General features: G+C 71.1%; 20 protein-coding genes. 14 read left to right on the forward strand and 6 right to left on the reverse strand.

The window, feature by feature from the left end; all coding sequences use genetic code 11:
• Nucleotides 1-99: 99 nt before the first annotated feature.
• The 5 genes from ACQ9ZG_RS21620 to ACQ9ZG_RS21640 form a co-directional block, all read right to left on the reverse strand.
• Nucleotides 100-1257, reverse strand: a complete 1158-nt coding sequence (locus tag ACQ9ZG_RS21620; protein ID WP_109915172.1) for an acyltransferase family protein — start codon at nt 1255-1257, stop codon at nt 100-102.
• Between the two features lie 243 nt (nt 1258-1500).
• Nucleotides 1501-2874: a polysialyltransferase family glycosyltransferase gene (locus ACQ9ZG_RS21625; protein ID WP_109915173.1), complete on the reverse strand. Its 1374-nt coding sequence runs from the start codon at nt 2872-2874 to the stop codon at nt 1501-1503.
• Nucleotides 2871-3854, reverse strand: coding sequence for a glycosyltransferase family 2 protein (locus ACQ9ZG_RS21630; protein WP_109915174.1), 984 nt, complete (start codon nt 3852-3854; stop codon nt 2871-2873). Before ACQ9ZG_RS21630 ends, ACQ9ZG_RS21625 begins: the two co-directional genes overlap by 4 nt.
• Before the next feature lie 159 nt (nt 3855-4013).
• Nucleotides 4014-4484: an exo-alpha-sialidase gene (locus ACQ9ZG_RS21635; RefSeq protein ID WP_181398214.1), complete on the reverse strand. Its 471-nt coding sequence runs from the start codon at nt 4482-4484 to the stop codon at nt 4014-4016.
• A gap of 230 nt (nt 4485-4714) precedes the next feature.
• Entirely contained in the window at nt 4715-5224 is a 510-nt protein-coding gene (locus ACQ9ZG_RS21640; RefSeq protein ID WP_258312130.1) for an RICIN domain-containing protein, read from the reverse strand.
• Between the two features lie 497 nt (nt 5225-5721).
• Between ACQ9ZG_RS21640 and ACQ9ZG_RS21645 the strand changes: the two genes are divergently transcribed.
• The 13 genes from ACQ9ZG_RS21645 (at nt 5722) to ACQ9ZG_RS21705 (ending at nt 19869) form a co-directional block, all read left to right on the forward strand.
• Nucleotides 5722-7110 carry a DUF6716 putative glycosyltransferase gene (locus ACQ9ZG_RS21645; protein ID WP_499281115.1) on the forward strand — a complete coding sequence of 463 codons (1389 nt, stop codon included), beginning with the start codon at nt 5722-5724 and terminating at the stop codon, nt 7108-7110.
• A 20-nt stretch (nt 7111-7130) separates the two neighbouring features.
• Nucleotides 7131-8366 carry an acylneuraminate cytidylyltransferase gene (locus tag ACQ9ZG_RS21650; protein ID WP_018490949.1) on the forward strand — a complete coding sequence of 412 codons (1236 nt, stop codon included), beginning with the start codon at nt 7131-7133 and terminating at the stop codon, nt 8364-8366.
• A 12-nt stretch (nt 8367-8378) separates the two neighbouring features.
• On the forward strand, nt 8379-9311 hold the full coding sequence (locus ACQ9ZG_RS21655; protein WP_028416575.1) for an N-acetylneuraminate synthase family protein: 933 nt from the start codon (nt 8379-8381) through the stop codon (nt 9309-9311).
• Nucleotides 9312-9321: 10 nt separating this feature from the next.
• The gene (locus ACQ9ZG_RS21660) at nt 9322-10356 is read left to right on the forward strand and encodes a hypothetical protein (RefSeq protein ID WP_018490951.1); all 1035 of its coding nucleotides are present in this window, start codon (nt 9322-9324) and stop codon (nt 10354-10356) included.
• A gap of 243 nt (nt 10357-10599) precedes the next feature.
• Nucleotides 10600-11838 (forward strand): amidohydrolase, encoded by a 1239-nt coding sequence (locus ACQ9ZG_RS21665; protein ID WP_028416574.1) that lies wholly within the window; start codon nt 10600-10602, stop codon nt 11836-11838.
• A 173-nt stretch (nt 11839-12011) separates the two neighbouring features.
• Complete coding sequence (locus tag ACQ9ZG_RS21670) at nt 12012-13061, forward strand: BMP family lipoprotein (RefSeq protein ID WP_028416573.1); 1050 nt, start codon at nt 12012-12014, stop codon at nt 13059-13061.
• Nucleotides 13062-13180: 119 nt separating this feature from the next.
• Nucleotides 13181-13306 (forward strand): hypothetical protein, encoded by a 126-nt coding sequence (locus ACQ9ZG_RS21675; protein ID WP_018490954.1) that lies wholly within the window; start codon nt 13181-13183, stop codon nt 13304-13306.
• 108 nt (nt 13307-13414) lie between these two features.
• Nucleotides 13415-14998, forward strand: a complete 1584-nt coding sequence (locus tag ACQ9ZG_RS21680; protein WP_078562533.1) for an ABC transporter ATP-binding protein — start codon at nt 13415-13417, stop codon at nt 14996-14998.
• A complete protein-coding gene (locus ACQ9ZG_RS21685; RefSeq protein WP_028416571.1) occupies nt 14995-16110 on the forward strand; it encodes an ABC transporter permease in 1116 nt (371 codons plus the stop codon). Before ACQ9ZG_RS21680 ends, ACQ9ZG_RS21685 begins: the two co-directional genes overlap by 4 nt.
• Entirely contained in the window at nt 16107-17369 is a 1263-nt protein-coding gene (locus ACQ9ZG_RS21690; protein WP_018490957.1) for an ABC transporter permease, read from the forward strand. The genes ACQ9ZG_RS21685 and ACQ9ZG_RS21690 overlap by 4 nt, the downstream gene beginning before the upstream one ends.
• On the forward strand, nt 17366-17788 hold the full coding sequence (locus tag ACQ9ZG_RS21695; RefSeq protein ID WP_028416569.1) for a cytidine deaminase: 423 nt from the start codon (nt 17366-17368) through the stop codon (nt 17786-17788). The genes ACQ9ZG_RS21690 and ACQ9ZG_RS21695 overlap by 4 nt, the downstream gene beginning before the upstream one ends.
• A 117-nt stretch (nt 17789-17905) precedes the next feature.
• Nucleotides 17906-19183 (forward strand): thymidine phosphorylase, encoded by a 1278-nt coding sequence (locus ACQ9ZG_RS21700; RefSeq protein WP_109915707.1) that lies wholly within the window; start codon nt 17906-17908, stop codon nt 19181-19183.
• A 101-nt stretch (nt 19184-19284) separates the two neighbouring features.
• Nucleotides 19285-19869, forward strand: coding sequence for a Uma2 family endonuclease (locus ACQ9ZG_RS21705; RefSeq protein WP_109915708.1), 585 nt, complete (start codon nt 19285-19287; stop codon nt 19867-19869).
• Nucleotides 19870-19976: 107 nt separating this feature from the next.
• On the opposite strand, the gene ACQ9ZG_RS21710 is transcribed toward ACQ9ZG_RS21705, so the two are convergent.
• A complete protein-coding gene (locus tag ACQ9ZG_RS21710) occupies nt 19977-23321 on the reverse strand; it encodes a S8 family peptidase (RefSeq protein ID WP_499281117.1) in 3345 nt (1114 codons plus the stop codon).
• A 191-nt stretch (nt 23322-23512) separates the two neighbouring features.
• Here ACQ9ZG_RS21710 and ACQ9ZG_RS21715 point away from each other — a divergent pair, with 191 nt between their 5' ends.
• A complete protein-coding gene (locus ACQ9ZG_RS21715; RefSeq protein ID WP_109914890.1) occupies nt 23513-23902 on the forward strand; it encodes an STAS domain-containing protein in 390 nt (129 codons plus the stop codon).
• Nucleotides 23903-24060 lie beyond the last annotated feature (158 nt).

The following is a 24060-nucleotide window of genomic DNA, read 5'->3' on the forward strand; positions in this document are numbered from 1 at the left end:
CGGTGTGCGGGCTGCGATCCGCACCTGAAGAGAGACGTGGCTCAAACCTTCGACGGCGTTCGTGGGCGGTGATCGAACTCCGGAGGCACCGAGGCATCGTCAAAGGCCCTTCGTCAGAGCGTTTCGCAGCAGTGGTGTGAACCGTCGCTCCACGAAACGATGCAGCAGCCACGCCAGGGTCAGCATCGCGGCCAGGGTCAGGAGGAACGTCGCCCACGACGACACGCCCAGTCCCCGGTGCAGCCAGCCGACCACGACCCAGCCCAGGTGTTCATGGACCAGGTAGAACGGGTAGGTGAGCGCACCGGCGACCGTCAGCCACGGCCAGTCGATCCGGTTCATGGCACCCAGCGCAACGGCCGCCACGGCTGCGAAACCCACCGTCACGATCAGGACGATCACTGCGGACGAGCGGTAGGAGAACACGTCGGGGCTCTCCGGGCGCCAGAGCTCCGCCACCGCGTGGTGCTGCCCGAGCAGCCAGCTGACCCCGACGATGCCCCACGCCAGGGCGTCGCGACGGTCCCGGTGCACCAGGTAGAGCCCGATGCCGCCGATGAAGTACGGGGCGTACTGCGGCATCAGCAATACGTCGAGGAACGGTTCGTCCGAAGCCTGGGCGAGCGCCGCCGCCAGCGTCCACACCGCGCAGAACAGCACCACACGGCGCCGGTTCACGCCCGGCAGCACCACGCACAGCGCGAACAGGGCGTAGAAGCGGACCTCGGCCCATAGCGTCCAGCACACCCCCAGCACCCGGTCCGCGCCCAACGGCTGCTGCAACAGAGTCAGGTTGAGCAGGGCGTCACTGGGCGACACGGCCTGGTACGCGACCATGGGAAGTGCGAAGACCAGTGTCACCAGCACGACCGCGGCCCAGTACGCCGGCATGAGACGCGAGGCACGCGACGCGAAGAAGGCCAGCGGCGTGCGCCCCCAGCCGCTCAGACAGATCACGAAGCCGCTGATCACGAAGAAGATCTGCACGCCGAGGCAACCGTACGCCAGCCAGGCGTGGGCGGTCGGAAACTGCACGGCGGCCGAGCTGCCCCAGGCCTCGGTGATCTCGCCACCGCGGCCTCCGTAGTGGTACCCGGCCACCATCAGCGCGGCAAGCAGACGCAGCCCGTCGAGGGCGCGCAGCCGTGTCTTCGGCTCGGGGCCGGCCGCCGAGCGCCGGATGTGCGGACCGCTCGGGTCGCGGGTGGGCGGGACGAGGCCGGACGCCGTCCCCGTGTCCTGCTGTGCGGTGGTCAAGACTGCTCCCCTGTCTGCTGTCGCGCCGGGTCAGCGTAGGACTGCCGAAAGGGACAGAACGCCCGGAGAGATCTCTGTTCCCCGGGTCGACGGGGGAAGTTCATCCGGTGGCCGGCCCGGCTTCCCGTGGCGACGGCGCGGAGCGCGTCGGCCGGTCCCGGGCCGGTGGCCGGTGCGCGGTGTCGGCGGGGTGGAGCCGTCGTCCGGCTCCACCCCGCCGACATCCACCTCTCGGGGCGGCGACTACTTCCGTACGGAACGCCGCAGCGAGCGCGCTCGCCGTACGGCCCTGCGCACGGTCGTACTGCGCGGCAGGAACGCGAACTGCGGTGGCACCCCTCCTGGAAGGCCCAGCGACGTGAGCCGACGCCGTTTGAAGTACCGCCGGGTCGCCGGGTCGAGCCGTGAGGAGAGGTACTGCTCAGCCTTCGGCCGCAGCCCCGGATAGATTCTCGGCTGCATGGCGAACCCCACCGCCGCCACCAGCGCGGAGACGTCCCGCTCGGCACCGTCCGCCGGGCGCTGCTCCTCGACCGCTGTCCGGTCGCTCAGTTCCGGCAGCAGCGCGTCCACCAGAGTGACCGGCACGCGGTTGCTGTTCTCGTACGGTGTGAGTCGTTCCAGGAGCAGTTCCGTACCCACGCGGGCGACCCGCAGCCCGTAGAACGCGGACGCGGTGAGCAGCGCCGTCGAGAAGCAGCCGATGACCAGCGTCGGCCGCATTCGCTCATAGAGCACCTCGGCGAGCATCGGAGCACGTGGTATCCCCGTGTCCAGGACGGTGAGTTCCGCGCCGAGCCGATCGGCCTCCGCCTCCATCGACCGGGACCAGTGGGCCGGGGCCGTGGGGTGCGGTTTGAACACCAGCCGGCTGTGGCCGAGGGCGACCGCGCCACGCATCATCTGCAGGTGGAGGTCCTCCTCCTCTTCCGCGGAGATCAGTCCGAGAGCGGACAGGTACTGTCCGAGCAGGAGGGCAGGGGCCTCGACGGACGGCAGTTCGACCGGGGTCGCGGCCAGTTCGCCGAGCACCTTCAGGAAGGCCTCGGTCTCCACGACCAGCGGCTCGACGCCGAACTCGGTGAGCAGCAGGGGCTGCAGGCCGGGTACCAGGTCCAGGTGCAACAGCCGCCGTACCCGAGTCCCGACCAGCGGGTCGATCTTGTTGCGGGTGGGGCCGTAGCTCATCAGCCCGTCGGCGTACACGTCGATCGGGGCGTTGACGAAGATCTGGCTGATGGCCAGGGCCGGATTGACCTGGATCGACTCGACCGTGAGCTCGATGTCGTCCTCACCCAGCCCCCAGAGCAACCGCAGGTGCCGCTCCCACAGGGGGACGTCGTCCGGACGGGGCGACCAGCCGCTCGGGTGGAACGGGGCGATGGTGTCGTTCCAGGACACCACGTCGTCGAACCGGCTCCGAAGCCGCTCGAACCCGGGCATCGTGTCCAGGGCCGGTGAAGTCTCCGGAATGGCGGCGTTGTTGCAGACGACCAGGATGCGGCGGTCGGCCGGGCCGAAGCAGCCGGAGTCCAGGGCGGCGGCGAGGGTGGCCGTGCCGTAGAGGGTGGACGCCGCGAAGAGCTGTGTGGTGCCGCGATGGGGTGCGGTGCTCATGCCACAGCCACCTCCCTCGCGGTGACGGGACGCCGCCGCAGCCGGCGCAGGAGCGTCGCGCGTTCCACGTCCATCGAGTCGAGCGCCTCGTCCAGGACCGCCTGCGGCATGCGGCCGAGGGCCTGCGAACTCCGTGACTTCAACTGACGTGCCACTGCAGGCTCGAACCTCTCGATCGACCCGATGTGGTGGGAAATGATGGCGCAGTAGGTGCGTACCGCCTTGGGCAGCAGCGCGTCGGCGTCGCGGTCCTCGGCCGTCTCCTCGACGACCTGGTCGAAGGCACGGATGAAGTCGAGCTGGCGCACATCACCGATCTGCGTCAGTGAGGAGGTCACGCCCCGTCGGTAGAAGACGCCCAGCATGCCGAGTACGGCGAAGGAGTCCGCCTGGCGGTGGAGCCTCCAGATCCACGGCCGGTCCTCCGCCGTACGGAGCCCGTCGGTGAAATGCAGCAGACCGCGATCCAACAGCCTGCGGTGGTAGAGGCCGGCCCAGGCGTAGGGGTAGTCCACCGAAGTGCTCCGGTCGGCGGGCAGGATGCCCGTACGGGGGTCCGTCACCGTGCCGCGTCGTCCGTGCGGGACACGGCGTACCGTACGGTGCGCGCGCTCCACCTGGACGTGATCGGTGCGGACGAAGTCGCAGCCCAGCGACTCGGTTCGGGCGAGCAGTTCGGCGAAATACCCCGGGGCCACCCAGTCGTCGCCGTCCAGGAAGGCGAGGTACTCCCCCCGCGCCCTGTCCAGGCCCGTGTTGCGGGCCGTGGCCAGCCCTCCGTTCCGCTCGTGCCGGTGCACGACCGCGCCGGGGATGTCGTCCTGGGCCCGGCGCAGGAGGTCTGCCGTCCCGTCGGTCGAACAGTCGTCGACAAGGATGAACTCGAAGTCCTCCCGGATGTTGGCCCGAAGACTCCTGAGGGTGTCTGGTGCATAGGTCTGCACGTTGAAGAACGGCACGATGACGGAGAGCTTAACCACGAGGATGACGTTAGGGCGGGCTTCGGCACAGCCCTTGTCCCCGACGAGGACGTCAGGTGAACGACGACCGTCGAAGCAGTGAACCGGCGCGACGGCCACCCCGTAGGGGAGACCGGAGCCGGGGTTCCGCCCGATGGTCGCCCTGTCTTCAGCCGCAGGTCACGCGGCTCCACTCCACGCAGGACTCGACCGGGTCCGCAGTTGTGCCCTGCACCCAGTGCGGCTCTCGCCCGAGGAGCGCAGCACCCTGCTGCGCTGACCCGAGGACCGGAAGGGGATGGCATACGTACCATCGGCCAGGCGAAGGGGCCTGCCGGCCACGACGAGGTTCGCGATGTTCTGCGGTACGGCGATCGCATGGCCGTGCCAGGTGTGGCCCTCGTCGGTGCTCCGCTTGGCGACCAGGGTGACCGGGAGCCCCGAGGACGACTCCGGCGGGGTGCGACCGGGGAAGGCATAGATGCTGCCGCCGGCCTGATAGGGGATCACGTAGTGCCACATCGCCTCGGACGTGGCCTGGGCGAGACTCCTCGGCGTGCTCCAGGTAGCTCCGCCGTCGGTCGTGCAGGCGTGACGGATGTGTCCCTGGTCCACCTTGCCCGTCCGGATCCCCTCGCGCCAGGTGACCACCGCTCCTTTCTCTCCGGTGGCGATGATGCCGGGGGTCCGTGTTCCGTTCCCTTGGCCGGCCGTATGGGTATAGGCCGCGGATTGCGCGGATGTCCCTTCGGCGTACGCCGGGGGAGCGCCGCTCGCCGGGCAGACCAGGGGCGCGGCGGAGGCGCGGCCGAACAGCCGTCCGCGGCGCGGGCCCTGAAGGGCCGCCACGCCGCGGACGGTCGGGCGCCGCAGGAGGGTGGCTACCACACCCACTGCTGGTCCGAGCTGGTGTTGCACGTCCACTGGACGGCCTTGGTGCCCGAGGTGGTGCTGGAGTTCGGGATGGCCAGGCAGCGGTCGCTGTTGAGGTTGCGCAGCCGGAAGGCGCTGTCGTAGATCCACACCTGGTCGGTGTTGGTGCTGCACGTCCACTGGATGGCGTTGGCGCCGTTCGCCGTGCCGGAGCCGCCGATCGCCAGGCACTTGCCGCTGTTGAGGTTGCGGACTCTCACCCGGTCACCGTTGCCGCCCGCGACCCTTTCCAGGGACCAGTACTGGTCATCGTTGGTGGTGCAGGTCCACTGCACCAGTTCGGTGCCGTTCGCCGTGCTGGAGCCGGGCACGGCGAGGCAGTGCCCCGTGCCGGCGTTGTACAGGGACGCGTACACGGCGGTCGGTGCGGCCGATGCCGTAGGGGAGAAGGTGATGACCGACGCACCGGCGAGGGCCGCCGCAGCCACCTTGGATTTCATGTTGCTCAGACGGAACATGGCGATTCTCCGCTCGTCATGAAGGAGTTCAGGTTCGATTCCGGGTTCGTCGAGGAGCATCGCAGCGTGATCGTGCGTAAAACAATCAATAAATCGGAGGTCGGTCGAAATCCGGACACGCGCAGAAGGAAAGGGGAGATTGATCCACGGCATATTTTCGGTGAACGAGATCGAACGGTAGGGGGTGGTGGTCGAAGTTCGCCGTGCGGCGACGCCGAGAGAGGGGGGTTGGCCGAGTCCGCCCCGATGCCGTAGGGCGGCTCCCGCCAGTGAGTCGAGAGGTGTCTCGGACTGTCTCCTCGGCATCGATGGTCGGCGCGGCCCCTCTCGCCTCGCATGCGGAAGATGAACGGGGAATGGAGTCCGGGTGAATCGATCGCCGTAAAAGGCTCTTTGGTGCATCCGGCCTGCCGATTCCCCAATCGTCGGCCCCCTGTTAACCATTTGTTGCTGTCGCGTTGGGCCGCGCATCGGAATGCCTTCCTAACTTCTGGGACGTGCCCCCACGTACCAGCAATCAGGCCGATCCGGCCGACGCCCCCGCCGAGCCCCGCCAGGCGCTGCGGGTCGCCGTCCTCGCCGACTCCGACACCCGGTGGAAATGGGGCGCGCTCACCGCGCGCCGCCTGACCGCCGGGGTGCCCGGGGACGGGCGGGACGCGCGCCCCGTGGAGGTCAGCGGGCTGCTGCTGCGCGGCCGGGCCACCCCGACGCCCCGCCAGCTCGCGGAGGTCGGCGAGGTCGGGATCGACGCCGGGCGGGTCCGTGAGGTCACCGCCGTCGAGTTCCTGCACACCGTGCGCGACGAGGGGTACGACGTGGTCGTCCTCGCCCTCGTCGGCGGCGGGGTCCAGGCGATGCTGCACGGACTGGCCGCGCTGGGCCTGGAGCGCCGGCCCGTCGTCGTCACCGGGTACGTCGGCGTCGTCTACGAGAAGCTGGCCGACGGGCTCCTCCTCCGCCACGGCGCGGACATCGTCCTCGCCAACTCGGCGCACGACGCGGAACGTTTCCGCGCGGTGTACGAGGGAGTGGGCGCCGACGCCTCCGCCGTCACCGAGGCCGCGCTCCCCTTCCTGGGCGGAGCCCCGTACGCCCCCGAAGAGGGCCGCGACACCGTGGTGTTCGCCGCGCAGCCCTCCGTACCGGCCTCCCGCGCCGACCGCACCTACCTGCTCCGCCGGCTCGTCGAGCACGCCCGGCTGCACCCGCGCCGCGAGGTGCTGCTGAAGCTGCGCTCCAAGCCCGGCGAGCACACCACGCACATCGAGGAACTCCCGTACCAGAAGCTCGCGCAGAAGCTGCCCGGCGGTCTGCCGCCCAACTTCCGCCTGGTGTACGGGCACATGGGCGAGGTGCTGGACCGCACCGACCTCCTGGTCACCGTCTCCTCCACCGCCGCCCTGGAGTCCCTGCACCGCCGCATCCCGACCGCCGTCCTCACCGACCTCGGCGTACGCGAACCCCTCGGCAACCACCACTTCGTCGGCTCCGGGCTCCTCACCTCCTGGGACCGGCTCGACGGCGGGTACCGCCCGCGCCCGGACGGGGAGTGGCTGGCCGGACAGGGCGTCGCCTCCGACGGCTCGTACTCCGCCGCCTACGACAGCGCCCGCGCCACGGTGGCCGAGCTGCTGGCCGGGGGCCGACTCCCGGCCCTGGCGCCGTACTACACGCCCACCACCGCCCCCGGCTACCTCCCCGGCATCCTCGCCCGCCACCACCTGGCCCCCGACGGCACGCCCCTGCCCGGCGCCGCCGCACCGCAGGAGCCCGGCCGGGTGCGCGGCGCGGTGCGGGAGACGGTACGGAACGCGGCGCGCGGCGCCTACCGGCACGGCGTCCAGCGCGTCGCCCCGGTGATCCGCCGGATGGGGGAGCTGTGACCACCACCTCAGGAGCTTCGATGAGACCGACCGTCCTCGCCGTGATCCCCGCCCGCGGCGGATCCAAGGGCGTGCCCGCCAAGAACCTCGCCGAGGTCGGCGGCATCCCGCTGGTCGCCCGCGCCGTGCGCGCCGCGCTCGGCGCCCCCGAGGTCACCGACGTCGTCGTCACCACCGACGACGGGGCCATCGCCCAGGCCGCCCGCGCCGCCGCCGTCGACCTCGGCGCCGCCCACCGGCTGCACTGCGTCGAGCGCCCCGCCGCCATCGCGGGCGACACCGCCACCAGCGAGGCGGCCGTGCTGCACGCCCTGGACACCTACGAGGCCGAGCGCGCCAAGCGCGTCGACGTGGTCCTCCTCGTCCAGTGCACCAGCCCCTTCGTCTCCCGCGACGACATCGACGGGGTGGCGCGGGCGGTCGTCCACGAGGGCGCCGACACGGCCGTCACCGTCGCCGCCTTCCACGGCTTCGTCTGGCGCGACGGGCACGCGGTGGAGGAGGGCACGTACGGCGTCAACCACGACAAGTCCGTACGGCCCCGCCGCCAGGACCGCCCCCAGGACTACCTGGAGACCGGCGCCGCCTACGCGATGGACGCGGCGGGCTTCCGCACCCACCGCCACCGCTTCTTCGGCCACACCGCCCTGGTCCCCACCGACCCGGCCCGGGTGCTGGAGATCGACGACCCGCACGACCTGGCCCGCGCCCGCGCCCTCGCCCCGCTCCTGGACCCCGCGCCGCTGCCCACCCGGGCCGACGTGGACGCGGTCGTCCTGGACTTCGACGGCACCCAGACCGACGACCGGGTCATGGTCGACTCCGACGGCCGCGAGACCGTCGCCGTCCACCGGGGCGACGGCCTGGGCATCGCGGCCCTGCGCAGGGCGGGCGTCCCCCTCCTGATCCTCTCCACCGAGCAGAACCCCGTCGTCGCCGCCCGCGCCCGCAAGCTCCAGGTCCCCGTCCTGCACGGCATCGACCGCAAGGACGAGGCGCTCAAGCAGTGGTGCGACGAGCAGGACATCGCCCCCGAGCGCGTGCTCTACGTCGGCAACGACGTCAACGACCTCGGCTGCTTCGCCCTCGCCGGCTGGCCCGTCGCGGTCGGCAGCGCCCACGACTCGGTGCGCGCGGCAGCGCGCGCCGTCACGACCACCCCCGGCGGCTACGGCGCCATCCGCGAGATCGCGGCCTGGCTGCTGGGCCCCACCCTCACCGCTGACCTCTCAGCCCCCACTGTCCCCACCACGTAAGGAAGCACCACCATGAGCACCTCCCGTCTGCGCACCTTCGGCACCCGTACCGCCGGACCCGGCAACCCCGTCTACATCACCGGCGAGATCGGCATCAACCACAACGGCGACCTCGGCAACGCCCTCGCCCTCATCGACGTGGCCGCCGAAGCCGGCTGCGACGCCGTCAAGTTCCAGAAGCGCACCCCGGAGATCTGCACCCCGCGCGACCAGTGGGACATCGAGCGCGACACCCCCTGGGGCCGGATGACGTACATCGACTACCGCCACCGCGTCGAGTTCGGCGAGGAGGAGTACCGGGCCATCTCCGAGCACTGCGCCGAGCGCGGCATCGACTGGTTCGCCTCCCCGTGGGACACCGAGGCCGTCGCCTTCCTGGAGAAGTTCGACGTCCCCGCCCACAAGGTGGCCTCCGCCTCGCTCACCGACGACGAACTGCTCCGAGCCCTGCGCGCCACCGGCCGTACGGTCATCCTCTCCACGGGCATGTCCACCCCGAAGCAGATCCGCCACGCGGTCGAGGTCCTGGGCAGCGACAACATCCTGCTCTGCCACGCCACCTCCACCTACCCGGCCAAGGCCGAGGAGCTGAACCTGCGGGTCATCAACACCCTCCAGCAGGAGTACCCGAACGTCCCGATCGGCTACTCCGGCCACGAGACCGGCCTCCAGACCACCCTGGCCGCCGTCGCCCTCGGCGCCACCTTCGTCGAGCGCCACATCACCCTCGACCGCGCCATGTGGGGCTCCGACCAGGCCGCCTCCGTCGAGCCCCAGGGCCTGACCCGCCTGGTCCGCGACATCCGCACCATCGAGCAGTCGCTCGGTGACGGCGTCAAGAAGGTGTACGAGTCCGAGCTGGGCCCGATGAAGAAGCTCCGCCGGGTCGCGGGCGTCGTCGCCGAGGCCGACAACGCCCCGGCCCCCGAGCCGGTCGCGGTCTGAGCGCCGACCGGTGAACCTCGCCTTCGTCGAGAGCCCGGTCCAGCTCCTGAACGTCCTGGAGTGGGTGCACACCGAGGGGGGAGACGATCCGGCCGCCACCACGGTCGTCGTTCTCCCCCCGGTCGACCCGATGTCGCGCGGTCAGCTGCGCCGGATGGCGGAGCTGGCCCGCGACGAGGGCATCGCGGTCCGCTGGCAGGAGGCGCGCGGGGAGTCCGGCGCGCCTCTCAAGGCCCTGCGCGCCCTGGCCGGACTGGTCAGGCGCGCGGACCACATCGTGATCGGCGACCCGTTCTCCCGTTACGTGCAGCTCCTGCTGACCCTGGTCCGCGCCGAGCGCCTCACGGTGGTCGACGACGGCACGGCGACCATGGAGTTCGTCGCCCAGCTGGCCCGGGGCGAGCGGCTGACCCGCTGGCACCGCAAGGGCCGGGGCGGGCCGCGCGAGCTGGTCCTGGCCCCGGTCACGGCCACCGCGCGGCGCCGCTTCACCCCGACGGCCCGGCACGCGGTGGAGGTCTTCACCGCGATGCCGGTCGAGCCCCCCGAGGGCATCACCGTCACCGCCAACGCCTTCACCTGGACCCGCGCCCGCTTCGGCCCGCCCACCATCGGCCGGGGCGCGGACCTGGTCGGCACCTCCCTGGTGGAGACGGGCGTGGTCGACGCCGCCCCGTACCAGGAGGCGGTGGCGGCCCTGGCCCGCACCCACGGGGCCACCCGCTACTTCGCCCACCGCCGCGAGTCCGCCGAGAAGCTCCACGCCCTGGAAGCCGCCACCGGCCTGGAGATCGTCCGCCCGGACCTCCCCCTGGAACTCATCGCCCGCCGCGGCCCCATCGGCCACACCGTGGTGAGCTTCCCCTCCACGGTGGTCCACACCCTCCCGCTGGCCCTGGCCGGCACCGGGGTGAACGTCGCGGTCTGCGACATCGCCCCGGAGTGGCTGCGCACGACGGCCTCCCCGCGCGCCCAGGGCTTCCTGAGCGGGGTCACGGAGACGGCCCGGGGGGTGCAGCGGCTGACGTCGACGGCGCACGCGTAGGAAGTGGAGAGGGCGCACGCGCGGAGAGCGGGCGCACGGGCGGGGAGTGGGAGAGGCGTACGCGAGGGGAGCGGCGGGGCGTATCAACCGCCCCGCACACCTGGGGAGAACCCCAATGCATACCCACCGTCACGACCCGTCACACACCTCCACGCCGCCTTTCGTTCCCCTGTGCGGTTGAAGTTTTCTTGATCTGTGGCCAGTTGGGGGGTGAAGGGGCCTACGCTTCACCAGGTGAACCAGTTGAAGTCCCGCGCCGCAGCCCGTTCCGAAGACCCGGTCGACCAGCCGGGAGGAGGTGGGCTGCCCGGCAGGCTCGGTGACGAGCTGCGGGCCGAGCTGATCGCCTTCCGCCGGGATCTGCACATGCACCCCGAGCTGGGCAACCAGGAGTTCCGGACCACCGCCGCCATCAAGGACCGGCTGGAGAAGGCCGGGCTGCGCCCGCGGGTGCTCGACGTGGGCACGGGGCTCGTCTGCGACGTGGGGGAGTGGGACGGCGTGACGCCCATGCTGGCGTTGCGGGCGGACATCGACGCGCTGCCGATCCCGGACACCAAGGTGGACGTGCCCTACCGGTCCACCGTCCCCGACCGGGCCCACGCCTGCGGGCACGACGTGCACACCACCACCGTGCTCGGCGCCGGGCTGGTGCTCGCGGCGCTGGACCGCGAGGGGCTCCTGCCGAACGCGGTGCGCCTGGTCTTCCAGCCGGCCGAGGAGGTCATGCCGGGCGGCGCGCTCAGCGCGATCGAGTCCGGGGTGCTGGAGGGGGTCGGGCGGATCATCGCCGTCCACTGCGACCCCAAGGTGGACGCGGGCAGGATCGGGCTGCGCGTCGGGCCCATCACCTCCGCCTGCGACCGCCTGGAGATCTCCCTCGACGGCCCCGGCGGCCACACCGCCCGCCCGCACCTGACCACCGACCTGGTCACCGCCGCCGCCCGGGTCGCCGTGGACGTCCCCGCGCTGCTCGCCCGCCGCGTCGACGCCCGCTCCGGCCTCGTCCTGACCTGGGGCCGCCTCCAGACGGGCCACGCCCCCAACGTCGTACCCCAGCACGCCGAGCTGTCCGGCACGGTCCGCTGCCTGGACCTGAACGCCTGGCGGGACGCGGCCGACCTGGTGCACGCCGCCGTGGACGAGGTGGCCGGAATGCATCGGGCCAAGACCGTGATCAACTACGTCCGGGGCGTCCCGCCCGTGGTGAACGACGCCGAATCCGTCGGTCTGCTGGACGCCGCGATGACCGAGCGTCGCGGCTCGTACGCGATCGAGGACACCGAGCAGAGCCTCGGCGGCGAGGACTTCTCCTGGTATCTGGAGCGCGTTCCCGGAGCCATGGCCCGCCTGGGCGTCCGGCCGCCCGGTGACACGCGCGGTCTGGACCTGCACCGGGGCAACTTCGACGTGGACGAAGAGGCCATCACCGTGGGGGTCGAGCTGTTCACGGCCGCCGCCCTGCTGGCCGGACGGTCGTAGGGCAGCCGTAACGAACTGTTCGCGGGCCATCCATGGACGGACGCGCCACCCTCTGTTCGCGACGATCCGATAACGGCTTCCGTACGTGCTCTTATCTGACATCTACGCGCGTTACGATCGCGGCGAAACCAGCGCCGGAAGAGGCGCTTCGGTCAGGTTTGAAGGAGCCTCCCTTGCGCCGGATCACCAGGATTGCCACCGTGGGCGTCGCGTCAGCGGCCCTCGCGCTCAGCGCCACCGCATGTGGCGGAAAGACGTCGTCGTCGGCGGGCTCCGACTCCGACGGTGACAAAGCCGCCATCGCCTACGACATCGGTGGCCGCGGCGACCAGTCGTTCAACGACGCCGCCTACGCCGGTCTCTCCAAGGCGCAGAAGGACCTCGGCATCGAGGGCAAGGAGGCCGAGCCCTCCGACGGTGAGAGCGACGCCGACAAGGTGCAGCGCCTCACCGAGCTGGCCCGCGCCGGCAACAACCCGGTGATCGGTGTCGGTTTCGCCTACGCGCCCGCCATCAAGAAGGTCGCCCCGAAGTTCCCGGACACCACGTTCGGGATCATCGACGACTCCTCGGTGACCGGCAAGAACATCGCCAACATGGTCTTCAACGAGGAGCAGGGCTCCTACCTCGCCGGCGTCGCCGCCGCCAAGGTCAGCAAGTCCAAGGTGGTCGGCTTCATCGGCGGTGTCGAGACCCCGCTGATCAAGAAGTTCGAGGCCGGTTACGTCCAGGGCGTCAAGGACACCGACCCGTCGGTGAACGTGCTCCCGCAGTACCTGACCCAGCCGCCGAACTTCGACGGCTTCTCCAAGCCCGACCTCGGCAAGGCCGCCGCCCAGGGCCAGCTCGACAAGAAGGCCGACGTGGTCTACTCGGCCGCCGGTCTGGCCGGCTCCGGTGCCATCGAGGCCGTCTCCAAGGCGGGCAAGTGGAACATCGGCGTCGACTCCGACCAGTACAACCAGGAAGGGCTCGCCAACTACAAGGAGTCCATCCTGACCTCGGTCACGAAGGACGTCTCGGACGCCGTCTTCAACCTGATCAAGTCGGTCAAGGACGGCAAGCCGCAGACCGGTGAGATCCGCTACGGCCTCGACAAGGACGGCGTCGCCCTGTCGATGTCCAACCCGGCCTTCACCAAGATGACCGACGTCATCGCCGCGGTCGACAAGGCCAAGCAGGAGATCATCGACGGCAAGATCACCGTCAAGACCGCCCCGTAACCGGGACGGCCCGCCCCTCGGGCGACCAGGCCCTGTCCGCCCGCCCGCCGCACACCGGCGCGGCGGGCGGACGGGGCCGCAGGGCCCTCCCCGTACGGCGGGGAGGTGCCCGTACCGCCGTGGAGGAACCGCAGCAGCACCGCGGCCCCACCGCGACACCCTCGAAGAACCCGCGGTACCCGAAGAAGAAGATCCGCCTCTCGCAGGCTCTCCTCACCGGCCCGGACCCCGCGTCCGGACGGTGACGTGTGCCTCTGTTTCACGATTCGGCAGCGCTACGCGTGTAGACAGCCCTCCGGCGCGATAACTTCACCCCGCTCACCAGAGCCCCCCCAGCCCCTCCGCCCCCGCTCCTGTCCGGCCAAGGAGAGTGCGTCATCAACGCGTCCAGCAGCCCCCCCGCCGTGGAAGTGCACGGCATCACCAAGCGCTTCCCCGGCGTCGTCGCCAACCACGACATCGACATCACCATCGGCAAGGGCACCGTGCACGCCCTCGTCGGGGAGAACGGTGCCGGCAAGTCCACCCTGATGAAGATCCTCTACGGCATGCAGAAGCCGGACGAGGGCACCATCGCCATCAACGGTGAGCAGGTCTCGTTCTCCAACCCCGGTGAGGCCATCGAGCGCGGCATCGGCATGGTGCACCAGCACTTCATGCTCGCCGACAACTTCACCGTCCTGGAGAACGTGGTCCTCGGCGGCGAGAAGCTGCACGGCATCGGCGCCGGCGCCCGTAAGAAGATCAAGGAGATCTCCGACGCGTACGGGCTCGGCATCCGGCCCGACGTGCTCGTCGAGGACCTCGGGGTCGCCGACCGGCAGCGCGTGGAGATCCTCAAGGTGCTCTACCGGGGCGCCCGCATCCTCATCCTGGACGAGCCGACCGCGGTCCTCGTGCCGCAGGAGGTCGACGCCCTCTTCGCCAACCTGCGCGAGCTGAAGGCCGAGGGCCTGACGGTCATCTTCATCTCGCACAAGCTGGGCGAGGTCCTCTCGGTCGCCGACGACATCACGGTGATCCGCCGCGGGACGACGGTGGGCACCGCCGACCCGGCCACCACCACGACCAAGCAGCTCGCCGAGCTGATGGTCGGCAGCGAGCTGCCCTCGCCGGAGACCCGCGAGTCCACCGTCACCGACGTGCCCATGCTGCGCGTCCAGGACCTCTCGCTCACCGTCACCGACCCCGACGGCACCGTCCGCGACGTCCTCGCGGGCGTCGGCTTCACCATCCACAAGGGTGAGGTCCTCGGCATCGCGGGCGTCGAGGGCAACGGGCAGACCGAGCTGATCGAGGCCCTGATGGGCATGCGGGACCCGGACGGCGGGGTGATCACCCTCGACACCGCCGACATCTCGCACGCCCCCACCCGCAGGCGCCGCGAGTCGGGCATCGGCTACATCCCCGAGGACCGCCACCGCCACGGCGTCCTGCTGGAGGCCCCGCTCTGGGAGAACCGCATCCTCGGCCACGTCACCGAGAAGCCCAACAGCCGCGGCTGGCTGCTGGACAACAAGGCGGCCCGCACCGACACCGAGCGGATCGTGCGCGAGTACGACGTCCGCACCCCCGGCATCGAGGTCACCGCGGCCTCCCTCTCCGGCGGCAACCAGCAGAAGCTGATCGTCGGCCGCGAGATGAGCCACGCGCCCAAGCTCCTGATCGCCGCCCACCCCACCCGGGGCGTGGACGTCGGCGCCCAGGCGCAGATCTGGGACCAGATCCGCGCGGCCCGCCGCGAAGGACTGGCCGTCCTGCTGATCTCGGCCGACCTGGACGAGCTGATCGGGCTCTCCGACACCCTGCGCGTCATGTACCGCGGCCGACTGGTCGCCGACGCCGACCCGGCCACCATCACCCCGGAGGAACTGGGCTCGGCCATGACCGGCGCCGCCACCGGTCACCTCGAAAGCCCGGAGGACGAGGCCCGATGAAGAAATTCGACAAGGACCGGCTGATCCTGGGCTTCGCCGGCCCGGTGCTCGCCCTGGTCGTGGCCCTCGCGCTGACGACCGTGGTGCTGCTCGCCTCCGGCCGCAACCCCTTCGAGCCGTACCGGATCATGTTCGAGTCGGCGAGCTACGTCGACGTGCAGGTCCTGATCGTCAACCAGGCCGGTACGTACTACCTCGCCGCACTCGCCGTGGCCGTCGGCTTCCGGATGAACCTCTTCAACATCGGAGTCGACGGGCAGTACCGCCTCGCCGCCATGATGGCCGCGCTGGTCGGCGCCAGCGTCAGCCTGCCGGGTCCGCTGCACATCGCGCTGATCGTGGTCGTCGCGATGCTGGTGGGTGCCTTCTGGGCCGGTATCGCGGGCTTCCTCAAGACCACCCGCGGGGTGAGCGAGGTCGTCTCCACGATCATGCTCAACTCGATCGCCACCGCTCTGATCGCCTGGCTGATCCTGCCGAAGAACTTCGGCGAGCAGCCCGCGGGCTCCAACAACCTCACCACCGGTGACATCGCGGAGTCCGGCTGGTTCCCGGGCCTGCCGATGGGCGACGGCGGCGAGATCTACGGCTTCACCTTCGTCGCGGCCGGCTGCGGCCTGCTCTACTGGTTCGTCCTCAACCGCACCCGGTTCGGCTTCGACCTGCGCGCCACCGGCGCCAGCGAGAGCGCCGCCCAGGCCTCCGGTGTGGACGCCAAGAAGATGATCCTCACCTCGATGCTGATCTCCGGCGCGGTGGCGGGCCTCGCGGGCATGCCGACGCTGCTCGGCGACACCCACACGTACAGCCTCGACTTCCCCACCGGGATCGGGTTCACCGGTATCACCATCGCGCTGCTGGGCCGCAACAACCCGCTCGGCATCGCCTTCAGCGCCCTGCTGATCGCCTTCCTCGACAAGTCGTCGGCCTCGCTCGACCAGTTCGGGTACGAGAAGGAGATCGCCACGATCATGCAGGGCCTGATCGTGATCTCGGTCGTCGTCTCCTACGAGCTGGTACGCCGCTACGGCGTCCGCCGCCAGCAGCAGAAGGTCGGCGAGGAACTCGCCGCCGGCCATGCCATCAAGACCGAGAAGGAGGCGGCCCTGTGAGCACCAGCAAAGCCATCGCCGCACGCCCCGCCCCGCTGAAGGGCGGCCGCCGCAAGCTCACCCTGCCCGTCGTCCTGCTCATCATCGCGGGCGGACTCGCCCTCGTCTCGCTCGTCCGCCTCATCAGCGGCGCCGACGACATCACCTCGGTCGGCCAGGTCGCCGGTGCCCTGGAACTCGCCGTGCCGATCGGCCTCGCCGGACTCGGCGGCCTCTGGGCCGAGCGCGCGGGCGTCGTCAACATCGGCCTCGAAGGCATGATGATCCTCGGCACCTGGTTCGGTGCCTGGGCCGGGTTCCAGTGGGGCCCGTGGATGGGTGTCCTCTTCGGCATCATCGGCGGCTGCCTCGGCGGCCTGCTCCACGCGGTCATCACCGTCACCTTCGGCGTCAACCACATCGTCTCCGGTGTGGCGATCAACATCCTCGCCGTCGGCGTCACCCGCTACCTCTCCAACTTCGCCTTCGACGGTGTGCAGGGCGGCTCCTCCAAGCAGTCCCCGCGCATCGACCCGATCGACAAGATCACCATCCCGGGGCTCTCGGACTGGCTGCGCGAGGTCCAGCAGCACCACTGGTTCCTGGTCTCCGACATCGCGGGCATCCTCGGCGGCCTGGTCACCGGCCTCTCCCTGCTGACCCTGCTCGCGCTGCTGCTGATCCCCGCCACCTGGTGGATCCTGTGGCGCACCCCGTTCGGACTGCGGCTGCGCTCCTGCGGTGAGTCCCCGGTGGCCGCCGAGACCCTCGGCGTCAACGTGTACAAGTACAAGTACATCGCCGTCACGATCTCCGGCGGGCTCGCGGGCCTCGGCGGCGCGTTCCTCGCGATCGTCGCCACCGGCATCTACCAGGAGGGCCAGACCGGCGGCCGCGGCTACATCGGCCTCGCCGCCATGATCTTCGGCAACTGGATGCCGGGCGGGATGGCGCTCGGCGCCGGACTCTTCGGCTTCACCGACAGCCTCAAGCTGCGCGGCGGCGCGGAGAACGTCCACGCGATGCTGCTCCTGCTGGCGATCCTGCTGGTCATCGCGGTGTTCTGGCAGCTCTACAAGAAGAAGTACGTCTCCGCGGTGATCTCGGCGGCCGTCTCGGCGCTGCTGTTCACCTGGTACCTGCTCACCGACCAGGTGCCCAGCCAGTTCGTCGACGCCGCTCCGTACGTCACCACGCTGCTGGTCCTCTCGCTCGCCGCACAGCGGCTACGGATGCCGAAGGCGGACGGCGTGCCCTATCGGAAGGGCGAGGGCAAGTGACCTCGCCCGCCTCCGAGCCCGCCGCCCCCTTCGACGACTCCGACTGGGAGGCCCTGCGGGTGGCGGCCCGGGACGCGATGTCCCGGGCGTACGCCCCCTACTCGGGCTTCCCGGTCGGGGTCGCCGCCCGGGTGGACGACGGCCGCACGATCACCGGCTGCAACGTCGAGAACGCCAGTTACGGCCTCTCGCTCTGCGCCGAGTGCGGCCTGGTCTCCACCCTCCAGGCGACCGGCGGCGGCCGCCTGACCCACTTCACCTGCGTGGACGGCACCGGGGAGATCCTGGTGCCGTGCGGCCGGTGCCGGCAGCTCCTGTACGAGTTCGGCGGCCCCGGACTCCTCCTGGAGACGCCCGACGGGCGCCGCACGCTGGACGAGATGCTGCCGCAGTCGTTCGGCCCGCAGCACCTCGGCTGACCCCGCACTCCCCGGCGGTGGCCCTTCCCTCCCGGAAGGGCCACCGCTCTTTCCCCTCTCTATGCGCGTAGAGTCATCGTGGACACGCGCGCACGCACCCCGGCCGGAAGGACTCCCATGGACGCCATCTCCGTCATCCGCACCAAGCGGGACCGAGGCGAGCTGACCCCCGAGCAGATCGACTGGGTCATCGACGCGTACACCCGCGGCGAGGTCGCCGACGAGCAGATGTCCGCCCTCGCCATGGCGATCCTGCTCAACGGCATGAACCGCACCGAGATCGCCCGCTGGACCGCCGCCATGATCGCCTCCGGCGAGCGGATGAACTTCGACGCGCTCTCGCGCCCCACCACCGACAAGCACTCCACGGGCGGCGTCGGGGACAAGATCACCCTGCCGCTCGCCCCGCTGGTCGCCGCGTGCGGGGCCGCCGTTCCGCAGCTCAGCGGCCGGGGCCTCGGCCACACCGGCGGCACCCTGGACAAGCTGGAGTCCATCCCCGGCTGGCGGGCCCACCTCACAGGCGAGGAGATGCTGAACGTCCTGGACACCACCGGCGCGGTCATCTGCGCCGCCGGTGACGGCCTCGCGCCCGCCGACAAGAAGCTGTACGCGCTGCGCGATGTCACCGGCACCGTCGAGGCGATCCCGCTGATCGCCAGCTCGATCATGTCCAAGAAGATCGCGGAGGGCACCGGGGCGCTCGTCCTGGACGTCAAGGTCGGCTCCGGCGCCTTCATGAAGACCATCGAGGACGCCCGCGAACTGGCCTCCACCATGGTCGCCCTCGGCACCGACAGCGGCGTCCGGACGGTCGCCCTGCTCACCGACATGTCGACCCCGCTCGGCCTCACCGCGGGCAACGCCCTGGAGGTACGGGAGTCCGTCGAGGTCCTGGCCGGCGGCGGCCCGAAGGACGTCGTCGACCTGACCCTCGCGCTCGCCCGCGAGATGCTGGACGCGGCCGGCCTGAAGGACGCCGACCCGGAGAAGGCGCTGGCCGACGGCTCCGCGATGGACGTCTGGCGCCGCATGATCTCCGCCCAGGGCGGCGACCCGGACGCCACCCTCCCCACCGCCCGTGAGCACCACATCATCACCGCCCCCGCCTCCGGCGTCCTCACCCGCCTGGACGCCTACGACGTCGGCGTCGCCGCCTGGCGCCTGGGCGCGGGCCGGGCCCGCAAGGAGGACCCGGTGCAGGCGGGCGCGGGCGTCGAGCTCCACGCCAAGCCCGGCGACACCGTCACCGAGGGCCAGCCCCTGATGACGCTGCACACGGACACCCCGGAGAAGTTCGACTACGCCCTCAAGGCCCTCCCGGACGCCTACGACATCGCCCCGACGGGCACGTCGTTCGCCCCGCTGCCGGTGGTGCGGGAACGTATCGCCTGACCTGCGGTTTCCCCGTACGGGTGAACGGGATCGGTGGACGTGCTGCCGCCGGTCCCGTTCGGCATCCTGGAGCCGGTGACGTACCGACGGAGGAGGCTGCCGTGGACGCACCCGCCGTCCAGTCCGGGCCCGACCAGGACTGGGGCGTCCTCGTCCGGATCTGGGAGGAGGCGGACGCACCCGAGGGCTGCAAGGTGGAGATCATCGACGAGATCGTCACCGTGTCACCACCGCCGTCCAAGGACCACAGCACCACCGCTGCGCTGCTCCAGCGCCCGCTCTACACCGTCATCCCGGAGGAGTGGGGGATCTACCAGACCCTCGGTGTCGCCCTGCCGGGGCGGGGTGGGATCTACATCCCTGATCTCGTGGTCGTGGACGGCGCCACCGCCTCCGGGCCGGGGAACACCGTCCCCGCCGAGGAAGCCCGCCTCGTCGTCGAGACCACCTCCCGCGCCAACGCCAACCACGACCGCGTCAGCAAGGTCAACGGATACGCCAAGGCCGGGGTGGAGCTGTTCCTGCTCCTCGACCCCTGGCACTCCGGCCGCCCGACGGCGACGCTCTACGGGGAGCCGGAGGCCGGTACGTACCGGGTGCTGGAGACGGTCGAGTACGGCGGGAAGATCAGCCTCCCCGAACCGTTCGGACTCGACCTGGACACGGGCGTCTTCCCGGTCAGCTGAGGCCGCTTGGCCACCCCTGTCGGGACACATGCGAGCGGCCCGCCGCACGGAACCTTCTCCGTGCGGCGGGCCGCCGTCGTGCGGGGTGAACTACCCCTCGTACCGGGTCACTTGCCCAGGTAGGCGTTGTAGATCTTCACCGAGGACTTGTTGCCCTTCTTGTCGGTGATGTCGGCGGCGAAGGAGATGGCCTTGCCCTTCGCCGGGTTCTTCACCGAGATCTTGCCCTTCTTCACGGTGACCTTCTTCCAGGTCTTGCCGCCGTTGTAACTGACGTATGCCGTCAGCGACTTGAGGTTCTTTCCGGCGGCCGAGCCCTGGACCGTCACCGGCACCGAGATCGTCCTGCCCGCCTTCGCGTAGCCGTCGGATCCGATGGCGGGGGTGAAGCGGGCGGTGGAGGCCGGGAGCTTCGTGGACGACTTCTTGGAGCGGAAGGAGAAGCTGACGTCCACCCGGGTGGAGAGGCGGCCGATCTTGGTGCTGTGGGTCACCGACGAGGTGAGCTTGTAGGAGGCGTCGCCCGCCGGGACCTCGAAGGGCTCCCAGCCCTGGAGCGGGTCCTTGTTCTGGGCGAACTTCTTGCCGTTGCGGTGGAGCACCGTCGTGACGGACGCGAGCTGCATCCCGCCCTCGTTGCCCTTGCCGTCGGCCAGGACCGGCAGCATGGCGGCGATCTCGTTGCCGTCCCGGTAGATGCCGTCGTCGCGGGTCAGCCGGGGGCCGAAGACACCGGTGTTGACCGCGCGGCTGTAGGTTTTGCCGCCCTGGTAGGCGACGGAGTCACCGGCGAGGTAACCCGCGTCGTAGACCGGGAAGCCGTCGGCGTCCTTGCCGCCCAGCTGGGAGAAGTCCAGTGACCAGCGGGCCTTGTCGGTGGTGGAGAGCCGGATCGTGCGCACGCCGGGCAGCGACTGGGTGGCGGGGGAGCCGAAGAGGCCGTAGCCGCCCGGCAGTTCGGCCATCGGGTAGACCATGCCGGTCTTCTTCTTGACCGCCCCGACGCCCATGGTCAGCTTCACCGTGGCGAACTGGCCCGCCTTGTAGGTACGGCTGTAGCCCGTGCCGAGCTGCTGGACCCGGCCGCCGGAGACGGTGTTGTAGTCGCCCGCGGCGCCGGTGTTCCAGCTGCCGGCCCAGCGCTGGCTGAGCGAGCCGTCGGTGATCTTCGGGCCGAGGTGGGCGGTGCGGAGGCTGTCCCCGGCGCCGACCATCCAGCTGTAGGTGGCCTCGGCGTGCTTCGTCGAGATCGAGAACTCGCTCTGCAGGCTGCGGACCTTGGCGCCCTTCACCGGCAGGGTGATGTTGATCGGCTTGGCCTTGCGGGCGTCCAGCGTGATCGTCGTGTTCTTCGTGACGGCCAGCTTCGGCTGGGCGAGCCAGTCGATGTGGTTGGGCTTCTTCCGGTCCGTGACGATGTCGGAGTCCAGGACGTACGTACCCTTGGGCACCCGGACCTTGGCCACCCCGTTCTTGAACGGCGCGGTGAACGAGGCGCCGTCCGCCGTACCGCCCAGGTCGCCCAGAGAGAAGTCCGCCGCGGCCGGGGCCTTGCCCGTACGGCCGATGGCCTTCAGCGTGACGTCGTACGACTCGCGCTCCCGGTCGACCGCGGCCGCCGTGCGGACACTCTGGCCGCCGCCGGTGCCCACGACGTACGCGGAGTACGCGCCGGTCTCCGCACCGCCGAGCCGGGTGTCGGCGGTCAGCGCCACCTGGGCGGTGCCGCCCGCGGGGACGGTGACCTGCTGCGCGCCCAGGGTGAAGAACCCGGCCGGGGCGGGCTTGCCCTTCGGGCCGGTGCCGGTGACCTTCAGATCGAGGGTGACGTCGGCGGTGCCCAGGTTGCGGTAGGTGATGTTCCGGGTGACCGGGACGTCGTCGGTGTGCGGCCACTGCTGCACGCCGAAGCTCACCGAGACCTGGTCGCTCACGATGGTCTGGGCCAGCGCCCGGTCCACCGCGATCCGGCCCACGCCCTGCTGGAACGGGGTGTACGCGCCCGCCTTGGCCGAGGCCGCCAGCACACTCTTGAGCTGCGTGTTCTTCCAGCCGGGGTGCTGCTGCTTGAGCAGGGCCGCGGCGCCCGCCACATGCGGGGTGGCCATCGACGTACCGGAGATGGTGGTGTAGCCCGCGGGCTTCTCACCGACCTCCAGCGCGATCTCCGAGCCGGGGGCGGAGGCCGCCGTGATGTCCACGCCCGGGGCGGTGACATCGGGCTTGACCGCGCCGTCGCCCACCCGCGGGCCACGGCTGGAGAAGTCCGCCAGCTTGTCCTTGACGTCGACCGCGCCGACGGTCAGCGCGGCGTCCGCGCTGCCGGGGGAGCCGACCGTGCCCGCTCCGTCGCCCTCGTTCCCCGCCGCGATGGCGAAGAGGACGCCGCTCTTGGCCGAGAGCCGGTTGACCGCGGCCTCCAGCGCGTCCACCTCGGGGGTGTCCATGCCGCCGAGGCTCAGGTTCACGATGTCGGCGCCCTGGGCGACCGCCCACTCCATGCCGGCCAGGATGCCCGAGTCGTCGCCGAAGCCGTCGTCGCCGAGCACCTTGCCGGCCAGCAGCTTGGCGTCCGGGGCGACGCCCTTGAACTTCCCGCCCGACCTGGCGCCCGAACCGGCGGCGATCGACGCGACGTGCGTGCCGTGGCCGACCCGGTCCTTCAGGTCCCGCGAGGAGGAGAAGTTCTTCGCCGCGGCGATCTTGCCCTTGAGGTCGGCGTGGGTCCCGTCCACCCCGGTGTCCAGGACCGCGATCTTGACGCCCTTGCCCGTGTAGCCCGCCTGCCAGGCGGCCGGGGTCCCGATCTGGGCGACGCTGCGGTCGAGGGCGACCTTGCGCCTGCCGTCCAGCCAGACCCGGTCGACGCCCGCCGCGGTGGTCCGCTGCGGGCTGCCGGTCTGCTCGCTGGTGAGCGCCTCCCACAGGCTGGGGGCGTCCTCCTTCGGCGTGGCGACCGACTGCGCGTTCAGCGACGGCAGGCTCCGGCCGACCCGGGTGGCGCCCGCGTCCCGGACCTCCGCCTTCGCCCGGGCGCTCTGCGTGCCCCGGTAGCTGACGATGAGCCGCAGGTCCTTCTTCTGCGCCCGGCGGTTCTCCGGCCGGTTCAGCTCCGTGATGTCGAACAGCCGCCGGTCGAGCTTGCCCGAGGCGATGAGCCGCTGGGCGTCGGCGGGTATGACGAGCGTGCGCCCGTCCCGTATCTGCTTGCGCACCGGGATACCGGCGCGGCCCTGCGCGGGCTCGAAGCCCACGACCCGGCCCTTCGCGTCCACCGACACCCGGTCACCGGTGATCAGCGTCAGCTGGTGCACGGCCTTGCCCGGGAGGGCGGAGGCCACCGGGCCCGCGGCCGCGGGCCGGACCGGCTGGGCAGCGGCGGGCGTGGTCATGCCCGCGGCGAGCGCGACGGCGACGGCCGCGGCGACGGCCGGGACCCCCGCCCTGTTCACATGTCTGAGCAACTCTCCCCCTGGAGAATGAGGCGGTTCCTCTGAACCGTTCACTCAGACCAGAGGGGAAAAGCGGTGAAGAGGTTCGCAAACAATGTGCACAAGTTGTGAGTTGAGGCTCATCGGCCGAAATCCCACCCCGGGCGGCGATGAGTTTCGGTCACGGGGGCGGTCCTCCCGTTGTGGCAGCCATGAAACCGATCGTCCTCGTCGTCGCCGGACACGTCACCCGTGACGCCGTACCGGCCCTCTGCGCGGAGCTGGAGACCCTGCTGAGCGGCCCCGGGGCTCCCGTGCCGGACGGGGCCCCTCCCGCACCACCGGGCGTGGTGGAGTGCGATGTGGGCGGTGTGGACCGGCCCGGCCTGGCCCTGGTGGAGGCGGTGGCCCGACTGGCCCTGATCGCCCGCCGGTCCGGCCGGCAGCTCGCGCTGCGCCGGGTGGGGCCCGAACTCCAGGGGCTGCTGGACCTGGTGGGGCTGGCGGACGTGGTGGGGCTGGGGGAGAAGGAAGGGGCGGGGAAGCCGGGAGAGGCCATGGAGCCCGGGGGCGTGACGGAGGTACGGGCCCCGGGGGCGTAGGCCCGCCGGGCGTGCCGGGTACGGCCCCGCCCCAGGGGCGGCGGGCGTCGGATGCGGGGCGACGGGCGCGGGCGTCCGGCGCCCCAGGCCTGGCCCCGGCCCCGCCCTAGGCCAGGCCGGGCGCCGGGTGCCGGGCGCGGGGCGACGGGCGAGGGGCC

The organism is Streptomyces araujoniae (genome assembly GCF_050871195.1).
Classification (GTDB): domain Bacteria; phylum Actinomycetota; class Actinomycetes; order Streptomycetales; family Streptomycetaceae; genus Streptomyces; species Streptomyces bacillaris.